24 protein-coding genes are annotated in these 24,222 nt (G+C 39.0%); all 24 read left to right on the top strand.

Features of this window, described 5'->3' with window-relative positions; translation table 11 throughout:
* Positions 1 to 133 precede the first annotated feature (133 nt).
* Positions 134 to 700, top strand: coding sequence for a transcription factor FapR (gene fapR / locus RCG25_RS18050; RefSeq protein ID WP_308080207.1), 567 nt, complete (start codon positions 134 to 136; stop codon positions 698 to 700).
* A 12-nt stretch (positions 701 to 712) separates the two neighbouring features.
* Positions 713 to 1,708 carry a phosphate acyltransferase PlsX gene (plsX, locus tag RCG25_RS18045; protein WP_308080206.1) on the top strand — a complete coding sequence of 332 codons (996 nt, stop codon included), beginning with the start codon at positions 713 to 715 and terminating at the stop codon, positions 1,706 to 1,708.
* 21 nt (positions 1,709 to 1,729) lie between these two features.
* Complete coding sequence (fabD, locus tag RCG25_RS18040; protein WP_308080205.1) at positions 1,730 to 2,677, top strand: ACP S-malonyltransferase; 948 nt, start codon at positions 1,730 to 1,732, stop codon at positions 2,675 to 2,677.
* Entirely contained in the window at positions 2,674 to 3,417 is a 744-nt protein-coding gene (gene fabG / locus RCG25_RS18035) for a 3-oxoacyl-[acyl-carrier-protein] reductase (protein WP_308080204.1), read from the top strand. The genes fabD and fabG overlap by 4 nt, the downstream gene beginning before the upstream one ends.
* 104 nt (positions 3,418 to 3,521) lie before the next feature.
* On the top strand, positions 3,522 to 3,755 hold the full coding sequence (gene acpP / locus RCG25_RS18030; RefSeq protein ID WP_098528750.1) for an acyl carrier protein: 234 nt from the start codon (positions 3,522 to 3,524) through the stop codon (positions 3,753 to 3,755).
* 166 nt (positions 3,756 to 3,921) lie between these two features.
* On the top strand, positions 3,922 to 4,662 hold the full coding sequence (rnc, locus tag RCG25_RS18025; RefSeq protein WP_308080203.1) for a ribonuclease III: 741 nt from the start codon (positions 3,922 to 3,924) through the stop codon (positions 4,660 to 4,662).
* A gap of 54 nt (positions 4,663 to 4,716) precedes the next feature.
* Positions 4,717 to 8,283: a chromosome segregation protein SMC gene (smc, locus tag RCG25_RS18020; protein ID WP_308080202.1), complete on the top strand. Its 3,567-nt coding sequence runs from the start codon at positions 4,717 to 4,719 to the stop codon at positions 8,281 to 8,283.
* Between the two features lie 209 nt (positions 8,284 to 8,492).
* Complete coding sequence (gene ftsY / locus RCG25_RS18015) at positions 8,493 to 9,479, top strand: signal recognition particle-docking protein FtsY (RefSeq protein WP_308080201.1); 987 nt, start codon at positions 8,493 to 8,495, stop codon at positions 9,477 to 9,479.
* 94 nt (positions 9,480 to 9,573) lie between these two features.
* A complete protein-coding gene (locus RCG25_RS18010) occupies positions 9,574 to 9,906 on the top strand; it encodes a putative DNA-binding protein (RefSeq protein ID WP_308080200.1) in 333 nt (110 codons plus the stop codon).
* A 12-nt stretch (positions 9,907 to 9,918) separates the two neighbouring features.
* The gene (ffh, locus tag RCG25_RS18005) at positions 9,919 to 11,271 is read left to right on the top strand and encodes a signal recognition particle protein (RefSeq protein WP_308080199.1); all 1,353 of its coding nucleotides are present in this window, start codon (positions 9,919 to 9,921) and stop codon (positions 11,269 to 11,271) included.
* A gap of 257 nt (positions 11,272 to 11,528) precedes the next feature.
* Positions 11,529 to 11,801 carry a 30S ribosomal protein S16 gene (gene rpsP, locus RCG25_RS18000; RefSeq protein ID WP_308080198.1) on the top strand — a complete coding sequence of 91 codons (273 nt, stop codon included), beginning with the start codon at positions 11,529 to 11,531 and terminating at the stop codon, positions 11,799 to 11,801.
* Between the two features lie 12 nt (positions 11,802 to 11,813).
* Positions 11,814 to 12,044: a KH domain-containing protein gene (locus RCG25_RS17995; RefSeq protein ID WP_308080197.1), complete on the top strand. Its 231-nt coding sequence runs from the start codon at positions 11,814 to 11,816 to the stop codon at positions 12,042 to 12,044.
* Positions 12,045 to 12,147: 103 nt separating this feature from the next.
* Positions 12,148 to 12,534 (top strand): YlqD family protein, encoded by a 387-nt coding sequence (locus RCG25_RS17990; RefSeq protein ID WP_308080196.1) that lies wholly within the window; start codon positions 12,148 to 12,150, stop codon positions 12,532 to 12,534.
* A 12-nt stretch (positions 12,535 to 12,546) separates the two neighbouring features.
* A complete protein-coding gene (rimM, locus tag RCG25_RS17985) occupies positions 12,547 to 13,065 on the top strand; it encodes a ribosome maturation factor RimM (RefSeq protein ID WP_308080195.1) in 519 nt (172 codons plus the stop codon).
* The gene (gene trmD / locus RCG25_RS17980; RefSeq protein WP_308080194.1) at positions 13,062 to 13,805 is read left to right on the top strand and encodes a tRNA (guanosine(37)-N1)-methyltransferase TrmD; all 744 of its coding nucleotides are present in this window, start codon (positions 13,062 to 13,064) and stop codon (positions 13,803 to 13,805) included. The genes rimM and trmD overlap by 4 nt, the downstream gene beginning before the upstream one ends.
* A 144-nt stretch (positions 13,806 to 13,949) precedes the next feature.
* Complete coding sequence (rplS, locus tag RCG25_RS17975; protein WP_235743156.1) at positions 13,950 to 14,294, top strand: 50S ribosomal protein L19; 345 nt, start codon at positions 13,950 to 13,952, stop codon at positions 14,292 to 14,294.
* A gap of 232 nt (positions 14,295 to 14,526) precedes the next feature.
* The gene (gene lepB, locus RCG25_RS17970) at positions 14,527 to 15,087 is read left to right on the top strand and encodes a signal peptidase I (protein ID WP_308080193.1); all 561 of its coding nucleotides are present in this window, start codon (positions 14,527 to 14,529) and stop codon (positions 15,085 to 15,087) included.
* 23 nt (positions 15,088 to 15,110) lie between these two features.
* Positions 15,111 to 15,986, top strand: a complete 876-nt coding sequence (gene ylqF / locus RCG25_RS17965; protein ID WP_308080192.1) for a ribosome biogenesis GTPase YlqF — start codon at positions 15,111 to 15,113, stop codon at positions 15,984 to 15,986.
* Between the two features lie 62 nt (positions 15,987 to 16,048).
* The gene (locus RCG25_RS17960; RefSeq protein WP_308080191.1) at positions 16,049 to 16,828 is read left to right on the top strand and encodes a ribonuclease HII; all 780 of its coding nucleotides are present in this window, start codon (positions 16,049 to 16,051) and stop codon (positions 16,826 to 16,828) included.
* Positions 16,829 to 17,234: 406 nt separating this feature from the next.
* The gene (gene sucC, locus RCG25_RS17955; RefSeq protein WP_308080190.1) at positions 17,235 to 18,395 is read left to right on the top strand and encodes an ADP-forming succinate--CoA ligase subunit beta; all 1,161 of its coding nucleotides are present in this window, start codon (positions 17,235 to 17,237) and stop codon (positions 18,393 to 18,395) included.
* Positions 18,396 to 18,417: 22 nt separating this feature from the next.
* Positions 18,418 to 19,320 (top strand): succinate--CoA ligase subunit alpha, encoded by a 903-nt coding sequence (gene sucD / locus RCG25_RS17950; RefSeq protein ID WP_308080189.1) that lies wholly within the window; start codon positions 18,418 to 18,420, stop codon positions 19,318 to 19,320.
* 99 nt (positions 19,321 to 19,419) lie between these two features.
* Positions 19,420 to 20,307, top strand: a complete 888-nt coding sequence (dprA, locus tag RCG25_RS17945) for a DNA-processing protein DprA (RefSeq protein ID WP_308080188.1) — start codon at positions 19,420 to 19,422, stop codon at positions 20,305 to 20,307.
* 333 nt (positions 20,308 to 20,640) lie between these two features.
* Complete coding sequence (topA, locus tag RCG25_RS17940; RefSeq protein ID WP_308080187.1) at positions 20,641 to 22,719, top strand: type I DNA topoisomerase; 2,079 nt, start codon at positions 20,641 to 20,643, stop codon at positions 22,717 to 22,719.
* A 174-nt stretch (positions 22,720 to 22,893) separates the two neighbouring features.
* Complete coding sequence (gene trmFO / locus RCG25_RS17935; RefSeq protein ID WP_308080186.1) at positions 22,894 to 24,201, top strand: FADH(2)-oxidizing methylenetetrahydrofolate--tRNA-(uracil(54)-C(5))-methyltransferase TrmFO; 1,308 nt, start codon at positions 22,894 to 22,896, stop codon at positions 24,199 to 24,201.
* The last annotated feature ends 21 nt before the right edge of the window (positions 24,202 to 24,222 follow it).

The following is a 24,222-nucleotide window of genomic DNA, read 5'->3' as shown; positions in this document are numbered from 1 at the left end:
ATCGGTAGGCCCGAAGACTTCTGAAACAAAGAAAGCAGATATGTAGGATGAAAATTAATCTTGCAATCTGCTTTTTCAAATTTTATACTACTATTAGTACCTAGTCATAAGATCTCGGACGGTGTGAAAAATAATGAGAAGAAGTAAAAAAGAACGTCAACACTTGTTGACGACCACTATAAAAGATAATCCCTTTATTACCGATGAGGATTTAGCTGAAAATTTTCAAGTGAGTGTACAAACGATTCGTCTAGACCGTCTTGAATTGTCCATTCCCGAATTGCGTGAGCGGATTAAAACAGTCGCTGAGAAACGATTTGAAGACGAAGTGCGCTCATTACCACTTGAAGAAGTTATCGGTGAAATCATTGATATAGACTTAGATCAAAGTGCGATCTCTATTTTTGATGTAAAAGAAGAACATGTCTTCAAGCGCAATAATATTGCTCGGGGACATCATGTTTTTGCACAGGCCAATTCTCTTGCAGTTGCAGTAATTAATGATGAATTAGCGCTAACAGCAAAAGCAAATATTCAATTTAAGCGGTCGGTAAAATTAAATGAACGAGTAATAGCGAAAGCAAAAGTGACAAAAATAGATGAGAAGGTTGACAGAACTTTTGTTGAAGTAACTAGTTTTGTGAATAATGAGCTCGTATTTACCGGAAAATTTGAAATGTACCGTTCGAAAAATGGTTAAAGGATGAGAAAAATGAAATTAGCAATTGATGCTATGGGTGGCGACAATGCCCCAAAAGAGATTGTCTTAGGTGCACTGAAAGCAGTTGAAACATATTCTGATATACATATCACCCTAGTAGGGGATGAAAATAGAATTAAAGAAACCCTTACTAGTCATGACCGAATTTCTATTTTACATACGACTGAAGTGATTCTAGGAACGGATGAACCAGTTAGAGCGGTTCGTCGAAAAAAGACTGCTTCCATGGTGTTAGCTGCCCAGCAGGTAGCTGACGGAGCAGCCGATGCTTGCATTTCAGCAGGCAATACAGGTGCATTAATGGCAGCGGGCCTTTTTGTTGTCGGTAGAATTGAAGGTATTGACCGTCCGGCCTTAGCGCCTACACTGCCAACGATTGGTGGAGAGGGCTTCCTGCTCTTAGATGTCGGGGCAAACGCAGATGCCAAGCCCGAGCATTTGCTTCAAAATGCCATCATGGGCTCTATATACAGCCAAAAAGTAAGAGGAATTGAAAAACCTAGAGTCGGTCTTTTAAATATTGGTACTGAAGAAAAGAAAGGGAATGAGCTGACTAGGCAGGCTTTTGACCTTTTAAAAAATGCAGATTTAAATTTTGTTGGCAATGTTGAAGCAAGAGATTTGCTTGAAGGGGTAGCCGATGTAGTCGTAACCGATGGATTTACGGGCAATATGGTATTAAAAACCCTTGAAGGTACTGCTCTTTCCATGTTTAAAATGTTAAAAACGGCTCTTATGAGTAGTTTTACAAGTAAACTAGCGGCTGCGGTGCTAAAGCCTAATCTTATGACTTTAAAAAATACAATGGATTATTCCGAGTATGGCGGTGCTGGGTTGTTTGGATTAAAAGCACCCGTTATTAAAGCACATGGTTCTTCTAATGCTCAATCGATTTTTAGTGCGATCCGTCAAACGAGAGAAATGGTTAGTAATGATGTAGTTGGCTTAATTAAGCACACGGTTGAAGCGGACAATACTACAAAATAGAATGTTAAAAGGAGTGTCGATATGAGTAAGGTAGCATTTGTGTTTCCTGGACAAGGGTCACAGACAGTAGGAATGGGGAAAGAACTGGCTGAAAAATACTCCGAGGTAATGGGATATTTTGAAAAAGCAGATAAAACACTAGATACCAAACTCAGCCAGCTTATTTTTGAGGGTCCGAAAGAAGAATTGACCAAAACCTATAATACCCAGCCTGCATTGTTAACAACAAGTATGGCCATTTTAAACTTTTTTCGAAAATCTGGAATCCAAGCGGACTTTGTTGCTGGACATAGCTTAGGAGAGTACACGGCATTAGTAGCGGCAGGTGTATTAAGCTTTGAAGAAGGTGTATTTGCCGTTAGGAAACGTGGAGAATTTATGGATCATGCTGTACCGAATGGCGAAGGTTCTATGGCTGCGGTGCTTGGCCTAGATCGTGACCCTCTTTCAGACGTAACAAAAGCAGTAAGTGAAGAGGGCTTTCCGGTTTCTTTAGCTAATTTAAACTGTCCCGGACAAATTGTCATTTCTGGTTCACGAGAAGGGGTAGAACGAGCAGGTGTGAAAGCGAAAGAAGCCGGCGCCAAAAGAGTCCTTCCTTTAGAGGTAAGCGGACCTTTCCATTCATCATTAATGAAACCAGCTGCAGAACAGTTGCGTGAAGTGCTAGATGGGATGGAGATGAAGGATGCTGAAATACCGGTTGTCATAAATGTTACAGCTCAACCTGTTAGTAATGCTTCTGAAATAAAGGATAAGTTAATCGAGCAGTTATATTCCCCAGTACAATGGGAGGATTCCGTTACTAAAATGATTGACCTTGGAGTCGATACTTTCATCGAGATTGGTCCTGGAAAAGTTCTGTCAGGATTAATCAAAAAAATTGATAAAACAGTTAAGACATACGCAGTAACTGATGAGGAAAGTGCAATGGCAGTAATGGAAGCCTTAAAGGAGGAAAAACTATGAGTTTAGCAGGGAAGGCAGCGCTTGTTACCGGAGCATCAAGAGGAATCGGCAGGGAAATTGCTCTTGAGCTGGCAAGACAAGGAGCAAATGTTGCAGTAAATTTTTCTGGTAGCGAAGCAAAAGCAAATGAAGTAGTTGATGAAATTAAAGCCCTCGGCAGAGATGCTGTGGCGATAAAATGTGATGTTTCAAATACAGTAGAAGTGACTGAAATGGTTAAAGCATCGATTGACCGCTTTGGTAAACTAGACATCCTCATAAATAACGCGGGTATTACAAGGGACAACCTTTTAATGCGAATGAAAGAAGAAGAATGGGATGATGTAATTAATACTAACCTTAAAGGTGTATTCCTTTGTACAAAAGCGGTAACAAGACAAATGATGAAACAACGAGTGGGCCGCATCATTAATATTGCTTCCGTTGTTGGTGTAAGTGGGAATCCAGGGCAAGCTAACTATGTAGCTGCAAAAGCGGGAGTTATTGGCTTAACAAAAACAACTGCTAAGGAATTAGCGTCACGTAATATTACAGTGAATGCAGTTGCTCCAGGGTTTATTACTACTGATATGACAGATAAATTATCTGAGGAAGTAAAAGCGGAAATGTTAAAACAGATTCCGTTAGCAAGATTAGGAGAAGCTAAGGATATCGCTAAAATCACTGCTTTCATAGCTTCTGATGACTCATCGTATATTACAGGCCAAACCTTCCATGTAAATGGCGGTATGGTAATGTAATGAAGTGAATTACTGTTTCTGAACAGTAATCTAATTTTAATCAAAAACAACATTTATTATTTTATTGAAATACACTATAATAGCTTGAGGGGAGGTGAACGAGCATGGCAGAGGTATTAGAACGTGTTACAAAAATCATCGTTGACCGCTTAGGTGTTGATGAGTCTCAAGTAAAGCTTGAAGCTTCTTTTAAAGATGATCTTGGCGCTGATTCCCTTGACGTAGTTGAACTAGTAATGGAATTGGAAGATGAGTTCGATATGGAAATTTCTGACGATGATGCTGAAAAAATCAGCACTGTTGGTGATGCTGTTAATTACATAAATAGCAGTAAGTAATCTCGTTAGATTTTATTCACAAAGCTCCGTTTTCAAACGGAGCTTTATTCTGTATGATAGAACTTGGTAGAGTAAACTATCTGCCAAGTTTCTTTGCGTTTTCAAAGAAATTTTTTTAAACTCATAATAGGCAATGTCTGTAAACTAAATGCAAGGTGGAGACTTTATGCGCAAAAACGGTAAAGAAAAAGAGTTGAACAATCGCGCAAAGGAAAATCAATTTAAGGATTTTCAAACGACAATTGGAATTACTATTGAAAATGAAAAATTACTAAAGCAAGCTTTTACTCATTCATCCTATGTGAATGAGCATCGCAGAAAGCCTTTCGAGGATAATGAAAGACTTGAATTTTTAGGAGATGCTGTACTGGAGCTAACTGTTTCTCAATTTCTTTTTAAGAAATATCCTACCATGACAGAAGGAGAATTAACGAAACTAAGAGCAGCCATTGTGTGTGAGCCATCACTCGTTTCTTTTGCTAATGAGCTTAAGTTTGGTAATCTCATTTTGTTGGGAAAAGGGGAAGAAATGACAGGCGGAAGAGAACGCCCTGCTTTATTAGCGGATGTGTTTGAGGCGTTCATAGGAGCTCTCTATTTAGATCAAGGAATTGATAAAGTCATTGAATTCCTTGAATTGATCGTTTTTCCTAAAATAAATGCTGGTGCTTTTTCTCATGTGATGGATTTTAAAAGTCAATTACAAGAACTCATCCAAAGAGATGGGACAGGTACATTAGAATACAAAGTCTTATTAGAAAAAGGTCCAGCACATAACAAGGAGTTTGTTTCCAAAGTGTCCTTAAATGGAGATGAACTGGGAGTAGGAACTGGGAAATCGAAAAAAGAAGCCGAACAGCATGCCGCCCAAATGGCACTGGACGTATTAAAAGCGAAAACAACCTAGAAATGTCAAAATGTTTGCAGGAGAAATCCCGGGTTGCATGGGGAGGATAATGAAATGTTTTTAAAACGGTTGGACATCATTGGATTTAAATCGTTCGCAGACCGCATTGGAGTTGATTTTGTTCCTGGGGTTACTGCTGTAGTGGGTCCCAATGGGAGTGGCAAAAGTAATATAACTGATGCGATCCGCTGGGTCCTAGGTGAACAGTCCGCTAAATCTTTACGAGGAAGTAAAATGGAAGATATCATTTTTGCCGGCAGTGATACTAGAAAAGCGCTGAATTTCGCTGAGGTATCACTGACATTGGATAATCAAGACCAAGGAATCGGGTTAGATTACAATGAAGTAAGTGTGACCAGACGTGTCTCACGTTCAGGCGAAAGTGAATTTTACATTAACAAACAGCCCTGCAGGTTGAAGGATATTATCGATTTGTTTATGGATTCAGGTCTTGGCAGAGAAGCCTTTTCCATCATTAGTCAAGGAAAAGTAGAAGAAATATTAAACAGTAAAGCTGAGGATCGCAGAACTATCTTCGAAGAAGCAGCTGGTGTTTTAAAATACAAAAACCGCAAGAAAAAAGCAGAGGTAAAATTATTTGAAACACAGGATAATTTAAACCGAGTGAATGATATTTTACACGAACTGGAAAGTCAGGTAGAGCCGCTTAAAATTCAAGCATCGATGGCTAAGGATTTTCTGGAGAAAAAAGAAGAACTAGAAAAAATAGAAGTAGCATTAACTGTGTTTGAAATTGAAGATCTACACCAGAAATGGGAAAACCTTTCTAAACAACTAGAAGAACATCAGCAGGAAGAGTTAAAGCTATCATCAGATTTGCAGGTCAAAGAAGCTAAAATAGTTGAAACAAGAGACCGAATTTCTGCATTAGACGAATCGATTACAGACCTGCAAAATGTTTTACTTCATGCAAGTGAAGAACTTGAAAAGCTCGAAGGTCGTAAAGAAGTATTGAAGGAACGGAAAAAGAATGCTGCTCATAACAAGGAACAGCTGAAAACGAATATCACTGAGTTGACAGAAAAAATCAGCCAGCTTCAAAAAAATAGGGACATGCAGGCAGAGTCAGTTAAAGAACTAGGTGAACAGGTTCATTCATTACAGGCCGAACTAAAGGAAAAACAAGAAAAGCTACAACTTTTCACCGAAAATATAGAAGAAAAAATTGATAGCTTAAAAAGTGAATATATTGAGCTACTCAATCAGCAGGCTGGTGCTAAAAATGAATTGAAATATATTGACCAGCAATTGGAGCAACAAGAGAGAAAAAGCTCGCGTCTTGATTCAGAGAATACGAAATACATTCAAGAACGACAAATTGCTCAATCCAAGATGGAGCAAATTCAATCTTTATTAGCAGATTTTCAAAAACAATTAGCAGACCAAGTGGTAGCATTTCGCGATCAACAGCGAAAGCTTGAAACGGTAAAAAATAATTATGAAAAACAAGAAAAGATGCTGTATCAAGCCTATCAGCTGCTTCAACAGGCAAAATCAAGAAAAGAAATGCTCGAAGAAATGGAAGAAGATTATTCCGGGTTCTTCCAAGGGGTTAAAGAGGTTCTAAAGGCAAGGGATCATAAGCTAAAGGGAATTGAAGGCGCAGTAGCAGAATTAGTTACCGTTCCAAAAGAATATGAAACAGCACTCGAAACAGCTTTTGGAGGTGCCCTTCAGCATATAGTTGTTGATACCGAGCAAAATGCACGGACAGCGATCCAATATTTAAAACAACATTCTTATGGACGAGCAACCTTCTTACCGCTTAGCGTTATTAAAGGCAGGCCTTTATCCGCTGCACAATTATCGTCCATTCAAAATCATCCATCCTTGATTGGAACTGCTGTCAGCATTGTTAAATTTGAATCAAGGTATGCTGAGGTAATGAATAACTTATTAGGTAATGTTGTGATTACAAAAGACCTGAAGGGTGCCAATGAATTGGCAAAAATCCTTCAGTACCGCTGTCGTTTGGTCACGCTTGAGGGGGATATTGTTAATCCTGGTGGTTCCATGACGGGTGGTGCGGTTAAACAAAAGACATCCTCTCTATTAACTAGAAAAGGTGAACTAGAAGATTTAAAAGCCAAATTGGTTATTATGGAGGAAAAAACAGCTAGTCTAGAAAAAACGGTTAAATCCTTAAAAGAAGAAGTTCAACTGACTGATCAACAGCTAGATGAAATTCGGAAAAATGGGGAAGAATTGAGACTTAACGAGCAGGCTGTAAAGGGAGAACTGCGTGAAGCTGAGCTTGGAGTAAAAAATATTAACGAGCGATTAGCGATATATGACCTTGAAAAAGGACAGTTTTCTGATGAAAAGAACGGCTTACTAAAACGAAAAGACGAATTATTTAATGCGCTAGAAACCTATCAAGTAAATGTTACAGAACTGGATACCCAAATTGTTAAATTAACAGAACAAAAAACCAGTGATTTAACTTCAAAAGAAACTTTGACGAATGAAATAAATGATTTAAAGGTAGAGTTTGCTTCTAAAAACGAGCAATTTACGAATATAAAAGAGAGATTTACGCTTACGATTGAGGACTTAGAAGAAAGCGAAAAAAAGCTAGCTCTTTATACGGAGGACCTTAGCCTATTGTCTTCAGAAATGACAAACAGTTCATCAGGTGAGGAGCAGCTTGAGACTGCAGCTAAGTTGAAGCAGCAAGACAAAGAAGCCACACTACAGCTTATTACTGCTAGAAGACAGGAACGATTGTCCTTAGTGGATGTTCTTGAAGACATGGAATTAGAAGCTAAAGAGTTGAAAAGACTTCATAAAGGAATGATCGTGGTATTAAAGGATGAGGAAGTCAAAATCAATCGACTTGATGTCGAGCTTGAAAATCGACTGACACATCTTCGAGAAGAATATTTATTGTCATTTGAAGGGGCGAAGGAACAATATCCATTAACAATTCCTGTTGAGGAAGCACGGAAAAAGGTCAAGCTCATCAAACTTGCCATTGAAGAACTAGGAAGTGTGAATCTTGGTGCAATTGAAGAATATGAGCGTGTATCTGAGCGATATGAGTTTTTAAATGAGCAAAAGTCCGATCTCCAGGAAGCAAAAGATACCCTTTACCAGGTGATTGAAGAAATGGATATAGAGATGAAGAAACGCTTCGAACAAACCTTCAATGGAATTCGTGAGCACTTCGAACCAACCTTCCGAGCTCTTTTCGGTGGAGGAAGAGCGGATTTAGTTCTAACAGTACCCGAAGATTTATTAAATACCGGGGTAGAAATCGTTGCTCAACCTCCTGGGAAGAAGCTGCAGAATTTGGGACTCCTTTCAGGTGGAGAACGTGCATTAACTGCTATAGCCTTACTATTTTCTATCTTAAAGGTACGACCTGTTCCATTTTGTATCCTTGATGAGGTGGAAGCGGCCCTAGATGAAGCCAATGTCTACCGTTTTAGCCAATATTTAAAGCAATATAGCAAGGAAACACAATTTATCGTGATAACCCACCGGAAAGGAACCATGGAAGAAGCAGATGTCCTTTATGGAGTAACTATGAAGGAATCAGGCGTATCCAAACTAGTATCTGTCCGATTAGAAGAAACAAAGGAACTCGTAGAATCTTAATTTTAGACTAAATTAAAGCATTATGTTGATTTAACACACCTGTTGATTGGAGCGGAAGGCGCGAAGACTCCTGTGGGAGTATGGTTCAGGGGAGACCCCGCAGGCGTTTTTCGCCTAGGAGGCTCGCCGAAACACCCACGAACCGCTCGTGCCTGGAGCGGAAATCAACAGATCAGTTTAACAAAGTTAATTTAAAAGGAAGTGGTAGAATGAGTTTTTTTAAAAAACTAAAAGAGAAAATTACGAAATCAACAGATTCCGTAACCGAAAAGTTTAAAGAAGGCTTAACGAAAACAAGAGACAATTTCTCAGGAAAAGTAAACGACCTTGTAGCAAGATATCGAAAAGTCGACGAAGACTTCTTTGAAGAATTAGAAGAGATATTAATTCAAGCAGATGTCGGCTTTGATACAGTAATGCGATTAATTGAAGAATTAAAGACGGAAGTAAAACGCAGAAATATTCAGGATCCACAGGAAGTTCAGAGTGTTATTTCTGAAAAGCTAGTAGACATCTATAATTCTGGAGAAGAACAATCCTCTAAATTAAATATTCAAGAGGAAGGCTTAACTGTTATTTTGTTTGTCGGGGTCAATGGTGTTGGAAAAACGACCACAATTGGCAAACTTGGACATAAATTTAAGAGTGAAGGCAAAAAGGTTTTAATGGCAGCAGGGGACACTTTCCGTGCTGGTGCGATTGAACAGTTAGAAGTATGGGGTGATAGAGTCGGAGTGGAAGTCATCAAGCAGGCAGAAGGTTCCGACCCGGCAGCCGTTATGTACGATGCCATCCAGGCGGCAAAATCCCGTCAGGCAGATATTTTACTTTGCGACACTGCAGGCCGCCTGCAAAACAAAGTAAACTTAATGAAAGAGTTAGAAAAGGTGAAGCGTGTCATTGAACGGGAAGTACCAGGTGCACCACATGAAGTCATTTTAGTTCTCGATGCTACGACTGGACAAAATGCTCTCATCCAGGCAAAGACCTTTAAAGAAGTGACGAATGTAAGTGGAATCGTTCTTTCTAAGCTAGACGGTACGGCAAAGGGCGGTATTGTTCTTGCGATTCGTAATGAATTGAAAATTCCTGTAAAATTTGTCGGTCTGGGTGAAAAAATGGATGATCTTCAAGAGTTTGATGCGGAGAAATACGTGTATGGACTCTTTGCGGATCAGGTAGAGCAAACCGAATAATGGATGTAAAGGTATTATCTTGACAGAAAGTGCGTGACTGTGTAAACTACTCTTGTAAAGGCTTTTCACTTAACATGATATTGGAGGGATAGGCATGCTTGAAAAAACAACACGAATGAATTATCTTTATGATTTTTATTATTCGTTGTTAACGCCAAAGCAGCAAAGCTATATGTCTCTCTATTATTTAGATGATTATTCTCTTGGTGAAATTGCCGATGAGTATGACGTAAGCCGTCAGGCCGTTTATGATAATATTAAACGGACGGAAGCCATGCTCGAGGAGTATGAGGAAAAGCTCCTATTATTCCGAAAATTTCAAGAGCGGGCAAGTTTAATTAGACATCTGAACGAATTGCTTAATGAAGAGAACCCTTCAAAGCAAGCAATGTTAGAAACCGTTGCTGAGCTTGAGAAATTAGATTAGGAGGCGGCATACATGGCATTTGAAGGATTAGCCGACCGACTGCAGAATACAATCCAAAAGATCCGTGGAAAGGGAAAGGTCTCTGAAGCGGATGTAAAAGAAATGATGCGTGAAGTTCGTCTTGCATTATTAGAAGCAGACGTAAATTTTAAAGTCGTTAAAGATTTTGTTAAAAAAGTAAGTGAACGATCTGTTGGACAGGAAGTACTGAAAAGTTTAACTCCAGGTCAACAGATTATCAAAATCGTTAATGAAGAATTGACGGCTTTAATGGGTGGCGAGCAGAGTAAGATTGCTTCATCCAACCGCCCACCTACAGTCATAATGATGGTTGGTCTCCAGGGTGCGGGTAAGACAACTACTTCTGGAAAGCTAGCTCTTTTGCTTCGAAAGAAGTACAACCGCAAACCATTGCTCGTTGCTGCCGATATTTACAGGCCTGCGGCAATTAAGCAACTCCAAACGCTGGGTAAACAATTGGATATGCCTGTTTTTTCACTTGGCGATCAAGTAAGTCCAGTTGAAATTGCGCGACAGGCGATTGCAAAAGCGAAAGAAGAACATCATGATTACGTTCTTATTGATACTGCAGGTCGACTCCATGTTGATGAAGCATTAATGGATGAGCTGAAAGACATTAAAGAGCTAACAAAGCCTGATGAAATCTTCTTAGTAGTTGATGCCATGACAGGTCAAGATGCCGTCAATGTTGCTCAAAGCTTTAACGAACAGCTTGGTCTTACAGGAGTTGTTTTAACAAAGCTAGATGGTGACACGAGGGGTGGAGCAGCACTTTCAATTCGTGCTGTCACACAAACACCGATCAAATTTGTCGGTCTTGGCGAGAAAATGGATGCCTTAGAGCCGTTTCATCCAGAACGGATGGCTTCTAGAATTTTAGGCATGGGTGATGTACTGACGCTGATTGAAAAAGCTCAAGCAAATGTCGATGAACAAAAGGCTAAAGAGTTAGAGCAAAAAATGCGTACAGCTTCGTTTACCCTTGAGGATTTCTTGGATCAGCTTGGTCAGGTTCGAAATCTAGGACCCTTGGATGAATTGCTTAAAATGATGCCTGGTGCAAATAAAATCAAAGGTTTGAATAATATTCAGATCGATGAAAAACAAATTGCCCATGTGGAAGCGATTATCCAATCAATGACTAAAGCAGAAAAGAACAACCCGGAAATACTGAATGCAAACCGCAAACGCAGGATTGCTAAAGGTAGCGGACGCCCTGTCACAGAAGTAAATCGTTTATTAAAGCAATTTGAAGATATGAAAAAAATGATGAAACAAATGACAGGCATGCAACAAAAAGGCAAGAAAAAAGGCGGATTTAAATTCCCGTTTAAGCCGTTTTAAATCGAAAAGCGGAAGTGCCTTGTTCAGGGGCGACAGGCAAATGTTCTTCGGCATAAAAAGTCCGGTTTTTGACTTTTAATGCCGAAGGTTATTTGACCCGAGCCCCTAGGCACTGGAGCTAGACACTGTTCTAACTTCAAGGTTTGATTTATGTAAAATATGGTAATAATGTATGTAAAGAAAAAACACTTTACAAACTATAAAAGAATTGATATTATACTATCTTGTGTGAAACTATTCGGAGGTGCTTATTTAAAATGGCAGTTAAAATTCGTTTAAAGCGTATGGGAGCAAAGAAAACTCCTTTCTATCGTATTGTTGTAGCAGATTCTCGTTCTCCTCGTGACGGACGTTACATTGAAGTAGTAGGAACTTACAATCCGGTTGTTCAACCTGCTTCAGTTCAAATCAATGAAGAATTAGCTCTTAAATGGTTAAAAGACGGTGCGAAACCATCTGATACAGTTCGTAACCTTTTCTCAAACCAAGGCATCATGGAGAAATTCCATAATGCAAAATTAAACAAGTAATCGAAGGTTAATATGAAACAATTAATCGAATCGATTGTTAAGCCTCTTGTAGATTTTCCTGAAGATGTCCAAGTTGACGTGATGGAAGATGACAGCCGCGTAACCTATCAGCTTACTGTTAACAAAACTGATATGGGAAAAGTGATTGGAAAACAAGGGCGTGTTGCAAAGGCCATTAGGACTGTTGTATATGCAGCAGGATCATCACAACAGAAGAAAATTTTTCTAGAAATTGGTGAATAGCTTTTTGCATCTAGATAAAGGGGGGATTCATTCCTCCCTTTTTTGCTATCACGAAAAGCGGAAGCGCCTTTAAGGACATCCGAAGCTTGAAGGAGGCAATTCTATGCAAATCATTCAAACTGTTGTGGTTAAGCAAGTTTTAACAGAGAGTAGCAGGCAAAAGCTCTCAGAGAAGTATCAAGACAAAATGCTGCAGCTGAAAAAGGAATGCGATCAGCTCCATTTTGAGCTAAAGAGACTAGAAAAAACAAAAACATTTTCCCCGGAAGCTTTAAAAAAACATTTTCAAAAAGAAATTCAAATGCGGAAGGAAAAAATCAAGCTACTTGAGTTTCAAATGGAACAATTACATATCCTACCACTAGGTAGTGAAATAAAAGAGAAGGAAGTTCAGGCTCTCAAAGAAGTTAATGTTGGTGACTCTTGGGAAGAGGTGCTTGGACAACCTTGTATTATCATTAAAGACGGTACCATCAAGGAAATTAGATAGAAGGTGAAACATATGGAAAAATGGTTTAATGTTGGGAAGATCGTTAATACTCAGGGGATAAAAGGCGAAGTGAGAGTAATTTCAAAAACTGACTTTCCTGAAAAACGGTACAAGGTGGGCAATGTTTTATATTTGTTTATGCCTAATTCAAACACGCCAATTGAACTAACTGTGAAAAGCCACCGGACCCATAAAAATTTTAACCTGCTTACATTTGAAGGCTTCAATAACATCAATGAAGTGGAAAAATTCAGAGATGGGATATTAAAAGTGCCAGAATCACAACTAGAAACGCTTGAAGAAGATGAATTTTATTATCACGAAATTATTGGCTGTCTCGTAGCAACGACCAAAGGAGAAGAAATTGGTAAAGTAACTGAAATATTATCTCCAGGTGCAAATGACGTGTGGGTGGTGAAAGGAAAAGGCGGGAAAGACGTTTTGATTCCTTATATCCATGAAGTCGTGAAGAAAGTGGATGTGAAAGAAAAAGTCATATTAATTGATCCAATGGAAGGGCTACTTTCATGATGCAAATTGATATTCTCACTTTATTTCCGGAGATGTTCACCGGGGTACTGGGACAATCCATTCTGCAAAAAGCTACTGAAAAATCAGCTGTTAACTACAATGTAGTAAATTTTCGGGATTTTGCAGATAACAAGCACTCGACGGTTGATGATTATCCATATGGCGGCGGAGCTGGTATGGTGTTAAAGCCACAGCCCATTTTTGATGCTGTTTCAGCTCTTAAAGAAAATGCCAAAAGCAAGAGCCCAAGGGTGATTCTTCTTTGCCCGCAAGGTGAACGCTATAGCCAGCGAAAAGCAGAGGAATTGGCCTGTGAAGAGCATTTGATTTTTATTTGTGGCCATTACGAGGGCTATGATGAGAGAATCCGTGAAAATATTGTAACGGATGAAATATCTATTGGTGATTACGTTTTAACTGGGGGCGAGCTCGGGGCAATGGTCGTAGTTGATAGTGTTGTCCGACTATTACCTGAAGTATTAGGAAATCAAGAATCCCATATGAAGGATTCCTTCAGCACGGGACTACTTGAACATCCTCACTATACCAGGCCGGCTGATTTTCGTGGTTTAATGGTTCCTGAAGTACTTTTATCAGGGAATCACAAATTAATTGAAGAATGGCGAAACAAAGAAGCATTAAGACGTACGCTGTTAAGAAGACCGGATTTACTTGAGAAAATAGCCCTCACCCCTCAGCAGGAAAAATGGTTAAACGAAGTAAAAAAAGAATACGAGTAGTGTTGCGAGGATACAATAATTATGGTATGATACTTCTTGTGACTTAAACTGATACCTATCAGATTGCGGTCTTATAACGATGTTCCGCTGCAAGCTATAAGGAAAATGATATGCATGAGCATCTGTTGGAAGGAGTTGAAAACGATGCATAAATTAATCGAAGAAATCACAAAAGAACAACTTCGTTCTGATTTACCTGCGTTCCGTCCTGGTGATACTGTACGTGTACACGTTAAAGTTATCGAGGGTACTCGCGAGCGTATTCAGTTATTCGAAGGTGTAGTGATTAAGCGTCGTGGTGGTGGAATTAGCGAAACTTTCACAGTTCGTAAAGTTTCTTACGGAGTAGGCGTTGAGCGTACTTTCCCAGTACACACACCAAAAATTGCGAAGCTTGAAGTTATTCGCCGCGGTAAAGTTCGCCGTGCTAAGCTTTACTACTTGCGTAACCTTCGCGGTAAAAAAGCAAGAATTAAAGAGATTCGATAATAAGAAAAGAAAAGAGCTTGCTTGTGAGCAAGTTCTTTTTTTATACAAATCATTAAATCGGTGCATATGGTGCTATGTAAATGATTGGTCAGATTTTTCCTTAATTGTTACTGATTTATAAACGAATTATTAAAGTTTGATAAAAATTGTGATCCCATCGTGTTAAATATGTTTAAGTTATGTAAAATAGGCTTTATAAAACATTTTTTTATTACTGATTGGTGGGGATTGTATGACAAAAAAGAAAAATGAGCTATGGGAATGGACAAAAGCCTTGTTAATTGCTGTGGCCTTAGCTGCAGTAATTAGGTTTTTCCTTTTTGCTCCAATTGTAGTGGATGGTCTATCGATGATGCCTACATTGAAGGATCAGGATCGAATGATTGTTAATAAATTTAGTTATGACATTGGGGAACCCAAGCGATTTGATATCATCGTTTTTCATGCCCCAGAGAAGAAAGATTACATAAAGCGTGTAATTGGCCTACCGGGAGATACAATTGAGTATAAGAATGATACTTTATATGTAAATGGAAAAGCGTATAAAGAACCATATTTGGACGAATATAAGAAACAAGTACAGGATGGGCCATTAACGGACTCGTTCACACTTGAAGAAACTCCAGTCGGCCAAAAAACAGTTCCAAAAGGGGAATTGTTTGTTATGGGAGATAATCGACGCTTCAGTAAAGACTCAAGGCATATTGGGTCGGTTCCATTAAGTAAGGTAATTGGTAAGACAAGCATTGTGTATTGGCCTTTAAATGATGCACATATTGTTACAGTGAAATAGATATAGTTTAGGGGGTGGCTGCTTTGACGATCCAATGGTTTCCTGGTCATATGGCCAAGGCTCGCAGAGAGGTCACAGAAAAGTTAAAATTAGTTGATATTATCTTTGAATTGGTAGATGCAAGAATTCCGTATTCTTCAAGAAATCCAATGATTGATGAAATCATCCAACATAAGCCGAGGCTGGTCTTACTTAATAAGGCTGACATGGCTGATCCGGTAGCGACGAAGGAATGGATAGCCTCATTCGCAGAGAAGGGAATAAAGGCTCTCGCAATTAATTCCCAAGCCGGTGAAGGAATGAAACAAATTGTCCAAGCCGCAAATGAAATCCTTAAAGAGAAATTTGACCGAATGAGGGCAAAAGGAGTAAGACCGAGAGCGATACGTGCGATGATTGTTGGTATTCCTAATGCTGGAAAATCTACACTCATCAACCGACTGGCTAAAAAAAATATAGCTAAGACAGGAAATACTCCTGGAGTGACAAAATCTCAACAGTGGATTAAAGTAGGGAAAGAATTGGAACTGCTGGATACACCAGGTATTTTATGGCCGAAATTTGAAGACCAAGAGGTTGGAATGAAATTGGCAATTACCGGTGCTATTAAAGACACTTTATTAAACCTGCAGGACTTGACGGTTTATACTCTTAGGTTCTTAGAGCGGGCGTATCCAGAACGCTTACAAGAGCGGTATAAGCTTACAGAAATACCAGAAGACCTTGTTGCATTATTTGACCATATTGGTGTGTTAAGAGGCTGTCTAATGGGCGGTGGTATGGTCGACTACGATAAAGTAGCAGAATTAGTGATTAGGGAGATAAGGTCTGAAAAATTTGGACGACTTACCCTTGAACGACCAAAGGATTTCCTAAAAGTAGAAGAAAATAGAGAATAACAAAAAGGCTCTCCGTTAGGGGGCCTTAATTTTTCGAGAAAAAATAAGTTTGGGTGAAGTGGATGAAAAAACAATCGATTGCCGAAATCGAGGCGTACCTTTCTACAATTGTAAATGAAGAGGATCCATTCTTAATTGAAATTCAGAAAGATGAGCGGAAAGGTGTTCATCAATGCATTCAAAAGTGGCGTAGACAAAAAGAGCAGGAAAGGTTGCTCCAGGAAAAATTTATTGAAATGAATCAATTCGAGCGGAACTATCGAGAGGAAGGGTTTCAATTAATTGCAGGAATTGATGAAGTTGGAAGGGGACCGCTGGCTGGACCCGTTGTGGCTGCGGCTGTTATCCTACCAGAAAATTTCTTCTTAGCCGGAATTGATGACTCTAAAAAGCTTTCTGAAAAAAAACGCCAAGAATACGATAAAATGATTAGAAGTGAAGCGCTGGCATACAGTATTTCAATGATTAGTGCGGATGAAATTGATGAAATTAATATCTATGAAGCAACCAAAAAGGCAATGTATGCAGCGGTAGCCGGTTTAGATCCGAAGCCAGATTTTTTATTAATTGATGCTATGAAGCTAGAAACTCCATATCCTTCAGATTCAATTATAAAAGGGGATGCTCGAAGTATATCGATCGCAGCTGCATCCATCGTGGCTAAGGTAGCAAGAGATGAGTTAATGAAAGAAATTTCGTTAAGCTATCCAGCATATGGTTTTCAGCAAAATATGGGGTATGGTACGAAGGAACATATTCAAGCTATTCAACAGCATGGGATTACACCGTATCATAGAAAAAGCTTTGCGCCAGTAAAAGACTATCTTGCACAACTTAAGTAAACAGGCACCTGCCTGTTTTTTTTTATTAGGCTGTGTTAAAGAAGATTGTTGACTTTTATCCCTGTTGATTGGAGCGGAAGGCACGAAGACTCCTGTGGGAGTATGGTTCAGGGGAGACCCCGCAGGCGCTTTTCGCCGAGGAGGCTCGCCGAAACACCCACGAACCGCTTGTGCCTGGAGCGGAAATCAACAGGCAAGTTCAACAGAACCTTTTATTATTTTAAAAAATAAATATGGAAACATTTACTATTGAAATTTCTTAATGTTTACTAGAGATATTTAAATGTTTTTCAGAATTTTTTAAAATGAATATAATTTTTTGCTTAATGGTGGACAAGGTATGTGTCATTATATAAAATGAAAACGGAGTCAATTTTTAGAAGAGTATGATATAGGAGGATGGGAAATGAATATCCATGAGTATCAAGGGAAAGAGATCCTCAGAAAGTACGGGGTTGCGGTTCCAAACGGTAAAGTGGCATTCACTGTTGAAGAAGCTGTGGAAGCTGCAAAAGAATTAGGCACACAGGTTTGTGTAGTTAAAGCACAAATTCATGCTGGCGGACGGGGGAAAGCTGGCGGTGTTAAAGTTGCGAAAAACCTTGATGAGGTTCGTACATATGCAAGCGAAATCCTCGGTAAAACTTTGGTAACACACCAAACAGGACCTGAAGGTAAAGAAGTGAAACGCCTGCTTATTGAAGAAGGCTGTGATATCAAAAAAGAATATTATGTTGGACTAGTTTTAGACCGTGCTACTTCACGTGTTGTTTTAATGGCTTCTGAAGAGGGCGGAACGGAAATTGAAGAGGTTGCTGAAAAGACTCCAGAGAAAATTTTTAAAGAAGAAATTGATCCAGTGGTCGGCTTACAGCCTTACCAGGCACGTCGAATTGCATTCAATATTAATATTCCAAAAGAATTAATTAATCAGGCTGTTAAATTTATGACAGCTTTATACACTGCGTACATCGATAAAGATTGCTCAATTGCAGAAATTAACCCGCTGGTTGTTACAGGTGATGGTAAAGTAATGGCTCTTGATGCTAAATTAAACTTTGATTCAAATGCTCTATATCGTCAGAAAGACATTCTAGAGTACCGTGATCTTGAAGAAGAAGATGCAAAGGAAATCGAAGCATCTAAATACGATTTAAGCTATGTTGCATTAGATGGTAACATCGGCTGTATGGTTAACGGTGCCGGACTTGCAATGTCCACGATGGATATCATTAAACATTACAGCGGCGATCCTGCTAACTTCCTTGATGTTGGGGGCGGTGCGACAGCTGAAAAGGTTACAGAAGCATTCAAAATTATCCTTTCTGATCCAAACGTAAAAGGTATTTTCGTTAATATCTTTGGTGGAATCATGAAGTGTGATGTTATTGCTGAGGGTGTAGTAGAAGCAGCTAAGCAGGTTGGGCTAAGTGTTCCACTTGTTGTTCGCTTAGAAGGAACAAATGTTGAATTAGGTAAGAAAATCTTAGCTGAGTCAAGCGTTGAAATTATTGCTGCTGAATCCATGGCTGATGGCGCACAAAAAATCGTTTCATTAGTGAAATAGGATCAAAGAAAGGGGAATTAACGTGAGCGTTTTTATTAATAAAGATACAAAAGTTATTGTTCAAGGGATTACTGGTTCAACGGCCCTTTTTCATACAAAACAAATGCTTGAATATGGTACACAGATTGTCGGTGGTACATCTCCAGGAAAAGGCGGAATGGAAGTAGAAGGCGTGCCTGTTTTTAACACAGTTAAAGATGCTGTTGATGCTACAGGGGCTACTGCATCTGTTATTTACGTACCAGCACCATTTGCAGCCGATGCGATTATCGAAGCAGTTGATGCGGATTTAGATCTTGCTATTTGCATTACGGAACATATTCCGGTATTGGATATGGTAAAAGTAAAACGTTATATGGAAGGCAAAAAGACCCGCTTAGTAGGTCCAAACTGTCCGGGTGTTATCACTCCTGATGAATGTAAAATTGGTATCATGCCTGGTTACATTCATACTAAAGGACATGTAGGAGTTGTTTCACGTTCTGGAACATTAACTTACGAGGCTGTTCATCAATTAACGCAAGCAGGAATTGGTCAAACAACTGCTGTGGGTATTGGTGGCGACCCTGTAAACGGAACAGACTTCATCGATGTATTAAAGGCATTTAATGAAGATTCTGAAACATATGCAGTAATCATGATCGGTGAAATCGGTGGTACGGCAGAAGAAGAAGCGGCTGAATGGGTTAAGGCTAACATGACAAAACCTGTGGTTGGCTTCATTGGCGGACGTACTGCACCTCCTGGAAAGCGTATGGGCCATGCTGGTGCGATTATTTCAGGTGGAAAAGGTACAGCTGACGAAAAAATCCGTGTTATGAACGAATGTGGCATTAAAGTAGCTGACACCCCATCCGTAATGGGCGAAACTCTAATCGAAGTATTAAAAGAACAAGGCTTATACGAAAAGTGTAAGACCCATTAAAAACTAATCTTCACATCATCAGATTAAACGGAAATAGTCTCTCACTCATGAGGGACTATTTCTTCTTTTAATAAAAAAATTATTGGAGGTATGTATTAAATGGACGACTTTAAAGAGAAATTGATTCATTTGCTTCACTATCCAAATCTCTCGTGGAATACGATTTTACAAATCTTAAAAAAAGATCCTACCTTAAACAACCTCACTCGAAAAACAACTTACTCAACACAGCAAAGCTTCAATATTCCATCCCTTACCCGCGAAGATTCTGCTCCTAAATCAACCATTCTTCCACTTCCATTCGAAGTCATTCATGACCAAATCCGCCAATACGAAACCAATGATATTGCCGTTATCACTATTTTTGATAAAGAATATCCACATTATTTAAAAGAAATTTATCAGCCTCCATGGGCACTATTTGCTAAAGGCGATGTGTCCTTATTAAATCATGAACCTAAACTTGCAGTAGTGGGTTCGCGTCAGGCTACTCAATATGGTAGGAATGCAATTAAATCCATCTTCCCCCAACTTATTGAAAATAGCGTACTTATTGTAAGTGGATTAGCAAAAGGAATTGATGCATTAGCACATGAATTTGCTATAAAAAATGGTGGAAAAACAATAGCTGTTATTGCTGGGGGCATCTATCATATATACCCTAAAGAAAATATGAACCTAGCTTTAGAGATGATGAAAACACAGTTGATTGTCTCAGAATATCCCCCAGATACAAAACCACTTCGATGGCATTTTCCATTTCGAAATCGAATTATTAGCGGTCTATCTAGAGGTACCTTTATTATAGAAGCAAAAAGAAAAAGCGGATCACTCATCACAGCGAATTATGCCGTAAATGAAGGTCGAGATGTATTTTCATTGCCTGGCAGTATTTATAATCCATGTTCAGCAGGGGCTAACGAGCTAATCCAACAAGGGGCAAAACTTGTGACATGTGCAGGGGATATTTTAGAGGAAATAAGATAAAACTCTAGGTTAAAAGGGAATTTTGGGAATAAAAGTAGTGTTTTTGCAGGTTTTTTTCGACTAAATGGAGAAATTAGCTAAAAAAGGTTGCAATAATTTCTAATATGTTATACATTTTCCAACAGAAGTTCGAAAAAATGGCTAAACATAAAATACTATTAAAATTAACTTATAAATTGATCATTATTGGGATAGGGCAGTTTTGTAAAGTATTTTCTCCGGTTCTAGTTTTTACTCGAATTTAGGAAAACTTCTCAAATAGAAGCACCGTAGAAACAGGCATATGCCATTTTCAAGGCGCTTTCACACTTTCCCTCTTAAGGAGGATATTGGATGGCAGACTTTCTAGTAATTGTAGAATCACCTGCAAAAGCGAAAACGATTGAACGATATTTAGGTAATAAATATAAAGTAAAAGCATCTATGGGACATGTTCGTGACCTACCAAGAAGCCAAATGGGGGTCAATGTTGAAAATGGCTTTGAACCTAAATATATTACAATCCGTGGCAAGGGTCCTGTATTAAAAGAATTAAAAACTGCAGCAAAAAAAGCAAAAAAAGTTTATCTAGCAGCCGACCCTGATCGTGAAGGGGAAGCAATTGCATGGCATTTGGCTCATAGTCTAGACGTAGATATTCATTCAGATTGCCGCGTAGTTTTTAATGAAATTACAAAAGAAGCAATCAAGGAATCTTTTAAACATCCACGACCAATTAATACGGACCTCGTAGATGCACAACAGGCTCGAAGAATTTTAGACCGGCTTGTAGGCTACAATATCAGCCCGCTTTTATGGAAGAAAGTAAAAAAAGGATTGAGTGCAGGACGGGTTCAATCAGTTGCAGTTCGCTTAATTATTGATAGGGAAAATGAAATTAAAGCGTTTACTCCTGAAGAATATTGGACAATTGAAGGAGAATTTTTAAAGGGAAAAGACCATTTTAGTGCGGCATTTCATTCCCTAGTTGGAAAAGAAAAAACAGGGTTAGCCTCAGAGCAGGATGTTCAAACGATACTGAAGCAATTAGATGATAACAAGTTCAAAGTTGTCTCAGTCACTAAAAAAGAAAGAAGAAGAAATCCGGCGCCACCTTTCATTACTTCTTCTTTGCAACAAGAGGCAGCGAGGAAACTTAATTTTCGTGCGAAGAAAACCATGATGCTTGCACAGCAGCTGTACGAAGGTATTGAGCTTGGGAAAGAAGGAACAGTTGGACTCATTACCTATATGAGAACAGATTCAACGAGAATTTCCGAAGTGGCTCAAACAGAAGCAGCTAATTATATAAAAGCTGAGTTTGGTGAAAGCTTTTTAAAAGAAGAGCAAAGAAAAGAGAAAAAACAGTCGAATGCTCAAGATGCCCACGAAGCTGTTCGTCCGACAAGTACATTAAGGGATCCGAACAGCATGAAGGAATTTCTTTCTCGAGATCAATTCCGCCTCTATAAATTAATTTGGGAGCGCTTCTTAGCAAGCCAAATGGCACAGGCAGTAATGGATACGATGAGTGTAGATTTGCAAAATGGAGATGTAATTTTCCGTGCAACTGGCTCAAAGGTCAAGTTTCCAGGTTTCATGAAGGTGTATGTTGAAGGATCAGATGATCAGGTAGATGGCCCAGATAAAATGCTACCGGATTTAAAAGAAGGGGATGAAGTCTTTAAAAAGGACATCGAACCTAAGCAACATTTCACACAGCCACCACCAAGATACACTGAGGCAAGATTGGTGAAAACACTTGAAGAACTGGGTATTGGCCGCCCGTCTACTTATGCACCTACACTTGATACGATTCAAAAGCGCGGCTATGTTGCCTTGGACAATAAACGATTTGTGCCAACGGAACTTGGTGAAATTGTTCATGAGTTAATGGTTGAGTTTTTCCCTGATATTCTAAATGTCGAATTTACTGCTAAGATGGAACAAGGGTTAGATAATGTTGAAGATGGTAAAGTTCGTTGGGTTCAAATTATTGATGAGTTTTACCAGGACTTTGAAACGCATTTAGTAATAGCCGAAAAAGAAATGCAGTCAGTAGAAATCAAAGATGAGCCTGCAGGCGAAGACTGTGAAAACTGTGGAAACCCAATGGTGTTTAAAATGGGACGCTATGGAAAATTTATGGCATGCAGTAATTTTCCAGATTGTCGAAACACCAAACCAATAGTAAAAGAAATTGGTATGACTTGTCCTAGTTGTAAGGAAGGTCAGGTTGTTGAACGAAAGAGTAAGAAAAAGAGACTTTTTTACGGTTGTACCAGATACCCAGAATGTGAATTCATCTCTTGGGATAAGCCGCTACCAAGACCTTGTCCAAAATGTGAGGGCTTGCTTGTAGAAAAGAAATTAAAAAAAGGTGTACAGGTACAATGTACGGAATGTGACTATAAGGAAGAGCAACAGAGTTAAAAGGGTGGGAAGTCTCCGCTCTTTTTTTTATTTGTGAAATAAAAAACTTTTTTGTTTTTAATTCGTATAGTACAATGCAAGATGGACTTAAATAAGGGAAAGCTAATTGTATATGCTATTTCTCTTTAAAAATTGGGTATAAATGTAATAGGAAGTACATCAGGAGGTATATTGATGAAGGATGTAACAATAAATGTTGTCGGTGCTGGCTTAGCAGGAAGTGAAGCAGCATGGCAAATAGCTAAACGTGGTGTAAAGGTTCGTCTTTACGAAATGCGTCCTGTGAAACAGACTCCTGCCCACCATACAGATAAATTTGCTGAATTGGTTTGTAGTAATTCACTGCGAGCAAATACATTAACCAATGCAGTTGGTGTGCTTAAAGAAGAAATGCGAAAGCTAGACTCTGTCATCATGGCAGCAGCAGATGCTTGTTCCGTTCCAGCTGGTGGAGCTTTAGCGGTTGATCGTCATGAATTTGCTGCTAAGGTAACGGAGTTAGTCAAGAATCATGAAAATGTAACGGTAGTAAATGAAGAGGTAACCAAAATACCTGAAGGTCCAACGGTTATTGCTACTGGTCCTCTAACGAGTGCAGACCTTTCTGCAGAGTTAAAGAACCTTACGGGTGAGGAATATCTTTATTTTTATGATGCAGCAGCCCCTATTCTTGAAAAAGAAAGCATTGACATGGACAAGGTTTACTTGAAGTCACGCTATGATAAGGGTGAAGCGGCCTATCTTAATTGTCCTATGACGGAAGAAGAGTTTAATCGCTTTTATGATGCACTTATTTCTGCGGAAACAGTTCCGTTAAAGGAATTTGAAAAGGAAGTCTTCTTTGAAGGGTGTATGCCAATTGAAGTAATGGGTTCAAGAGGAAAAAAGACAATGCTTTTCGGTCCATTAAAGCCAGTTGGATTAGAAGATCCAAAAACAGGGAAAAGACCATTTGCAGTGGTACAACTTCGTCAAGATGATGCAGCTGGAACATTGTTTAATATTGTCGGTTTTCAGACACATTTAAAGTGGGGAGCACAAAAAGAGGTAATTCAGTTAATACCAGGTCTTGAAAATGCTGAAATTATCCGTTATGGTGTTATGCATCGCAACACCTTTATAAACTCGCCAAAAGTACTTAAGGCAACTTATCAATTCCGGAATAGAGAAGATTTATTTTTTGCTGGCCAAATGACTGGTGTGGAGGGTTATGTGGAATCTGCAGCAAGTGGTCTGATTGCTGGGATTAATGCTGCAAGGTTAGTTCAGGGGATGGAAACCGTTGAATTTCCAGTTGAAACAGCTATAGGGAGCATGGCTCGTTATATTACTACCGCTAATGCAAAAAACTTCCAGCCTATGAATGCTAATTTTGGCTTATTCCCTGAACTCCCAGTTAAAATTAAGGGTAAACAGGAAAGAAATTTAGAGCATGCAAATCGAGCGCTAGACACAATTCAGAACTTTGTGAAAGTTTTGTAAAATTTATTGCAAGGTCTTTAG

It is taken from the genome of Neobacillus sp. PS2-9, assembly GCF_030915525.1.
Classification (GTDB): domain Bacteria; phylum Bacillota; class Bacilli; order Bacillales; family Cytobacillaceae; genus Neobacillus.
The sequence above is the reverse complement of the archived record's forward strand: the minus strand, read 5'-3'. Positions and strand labels throughout refer to the sequence as shown.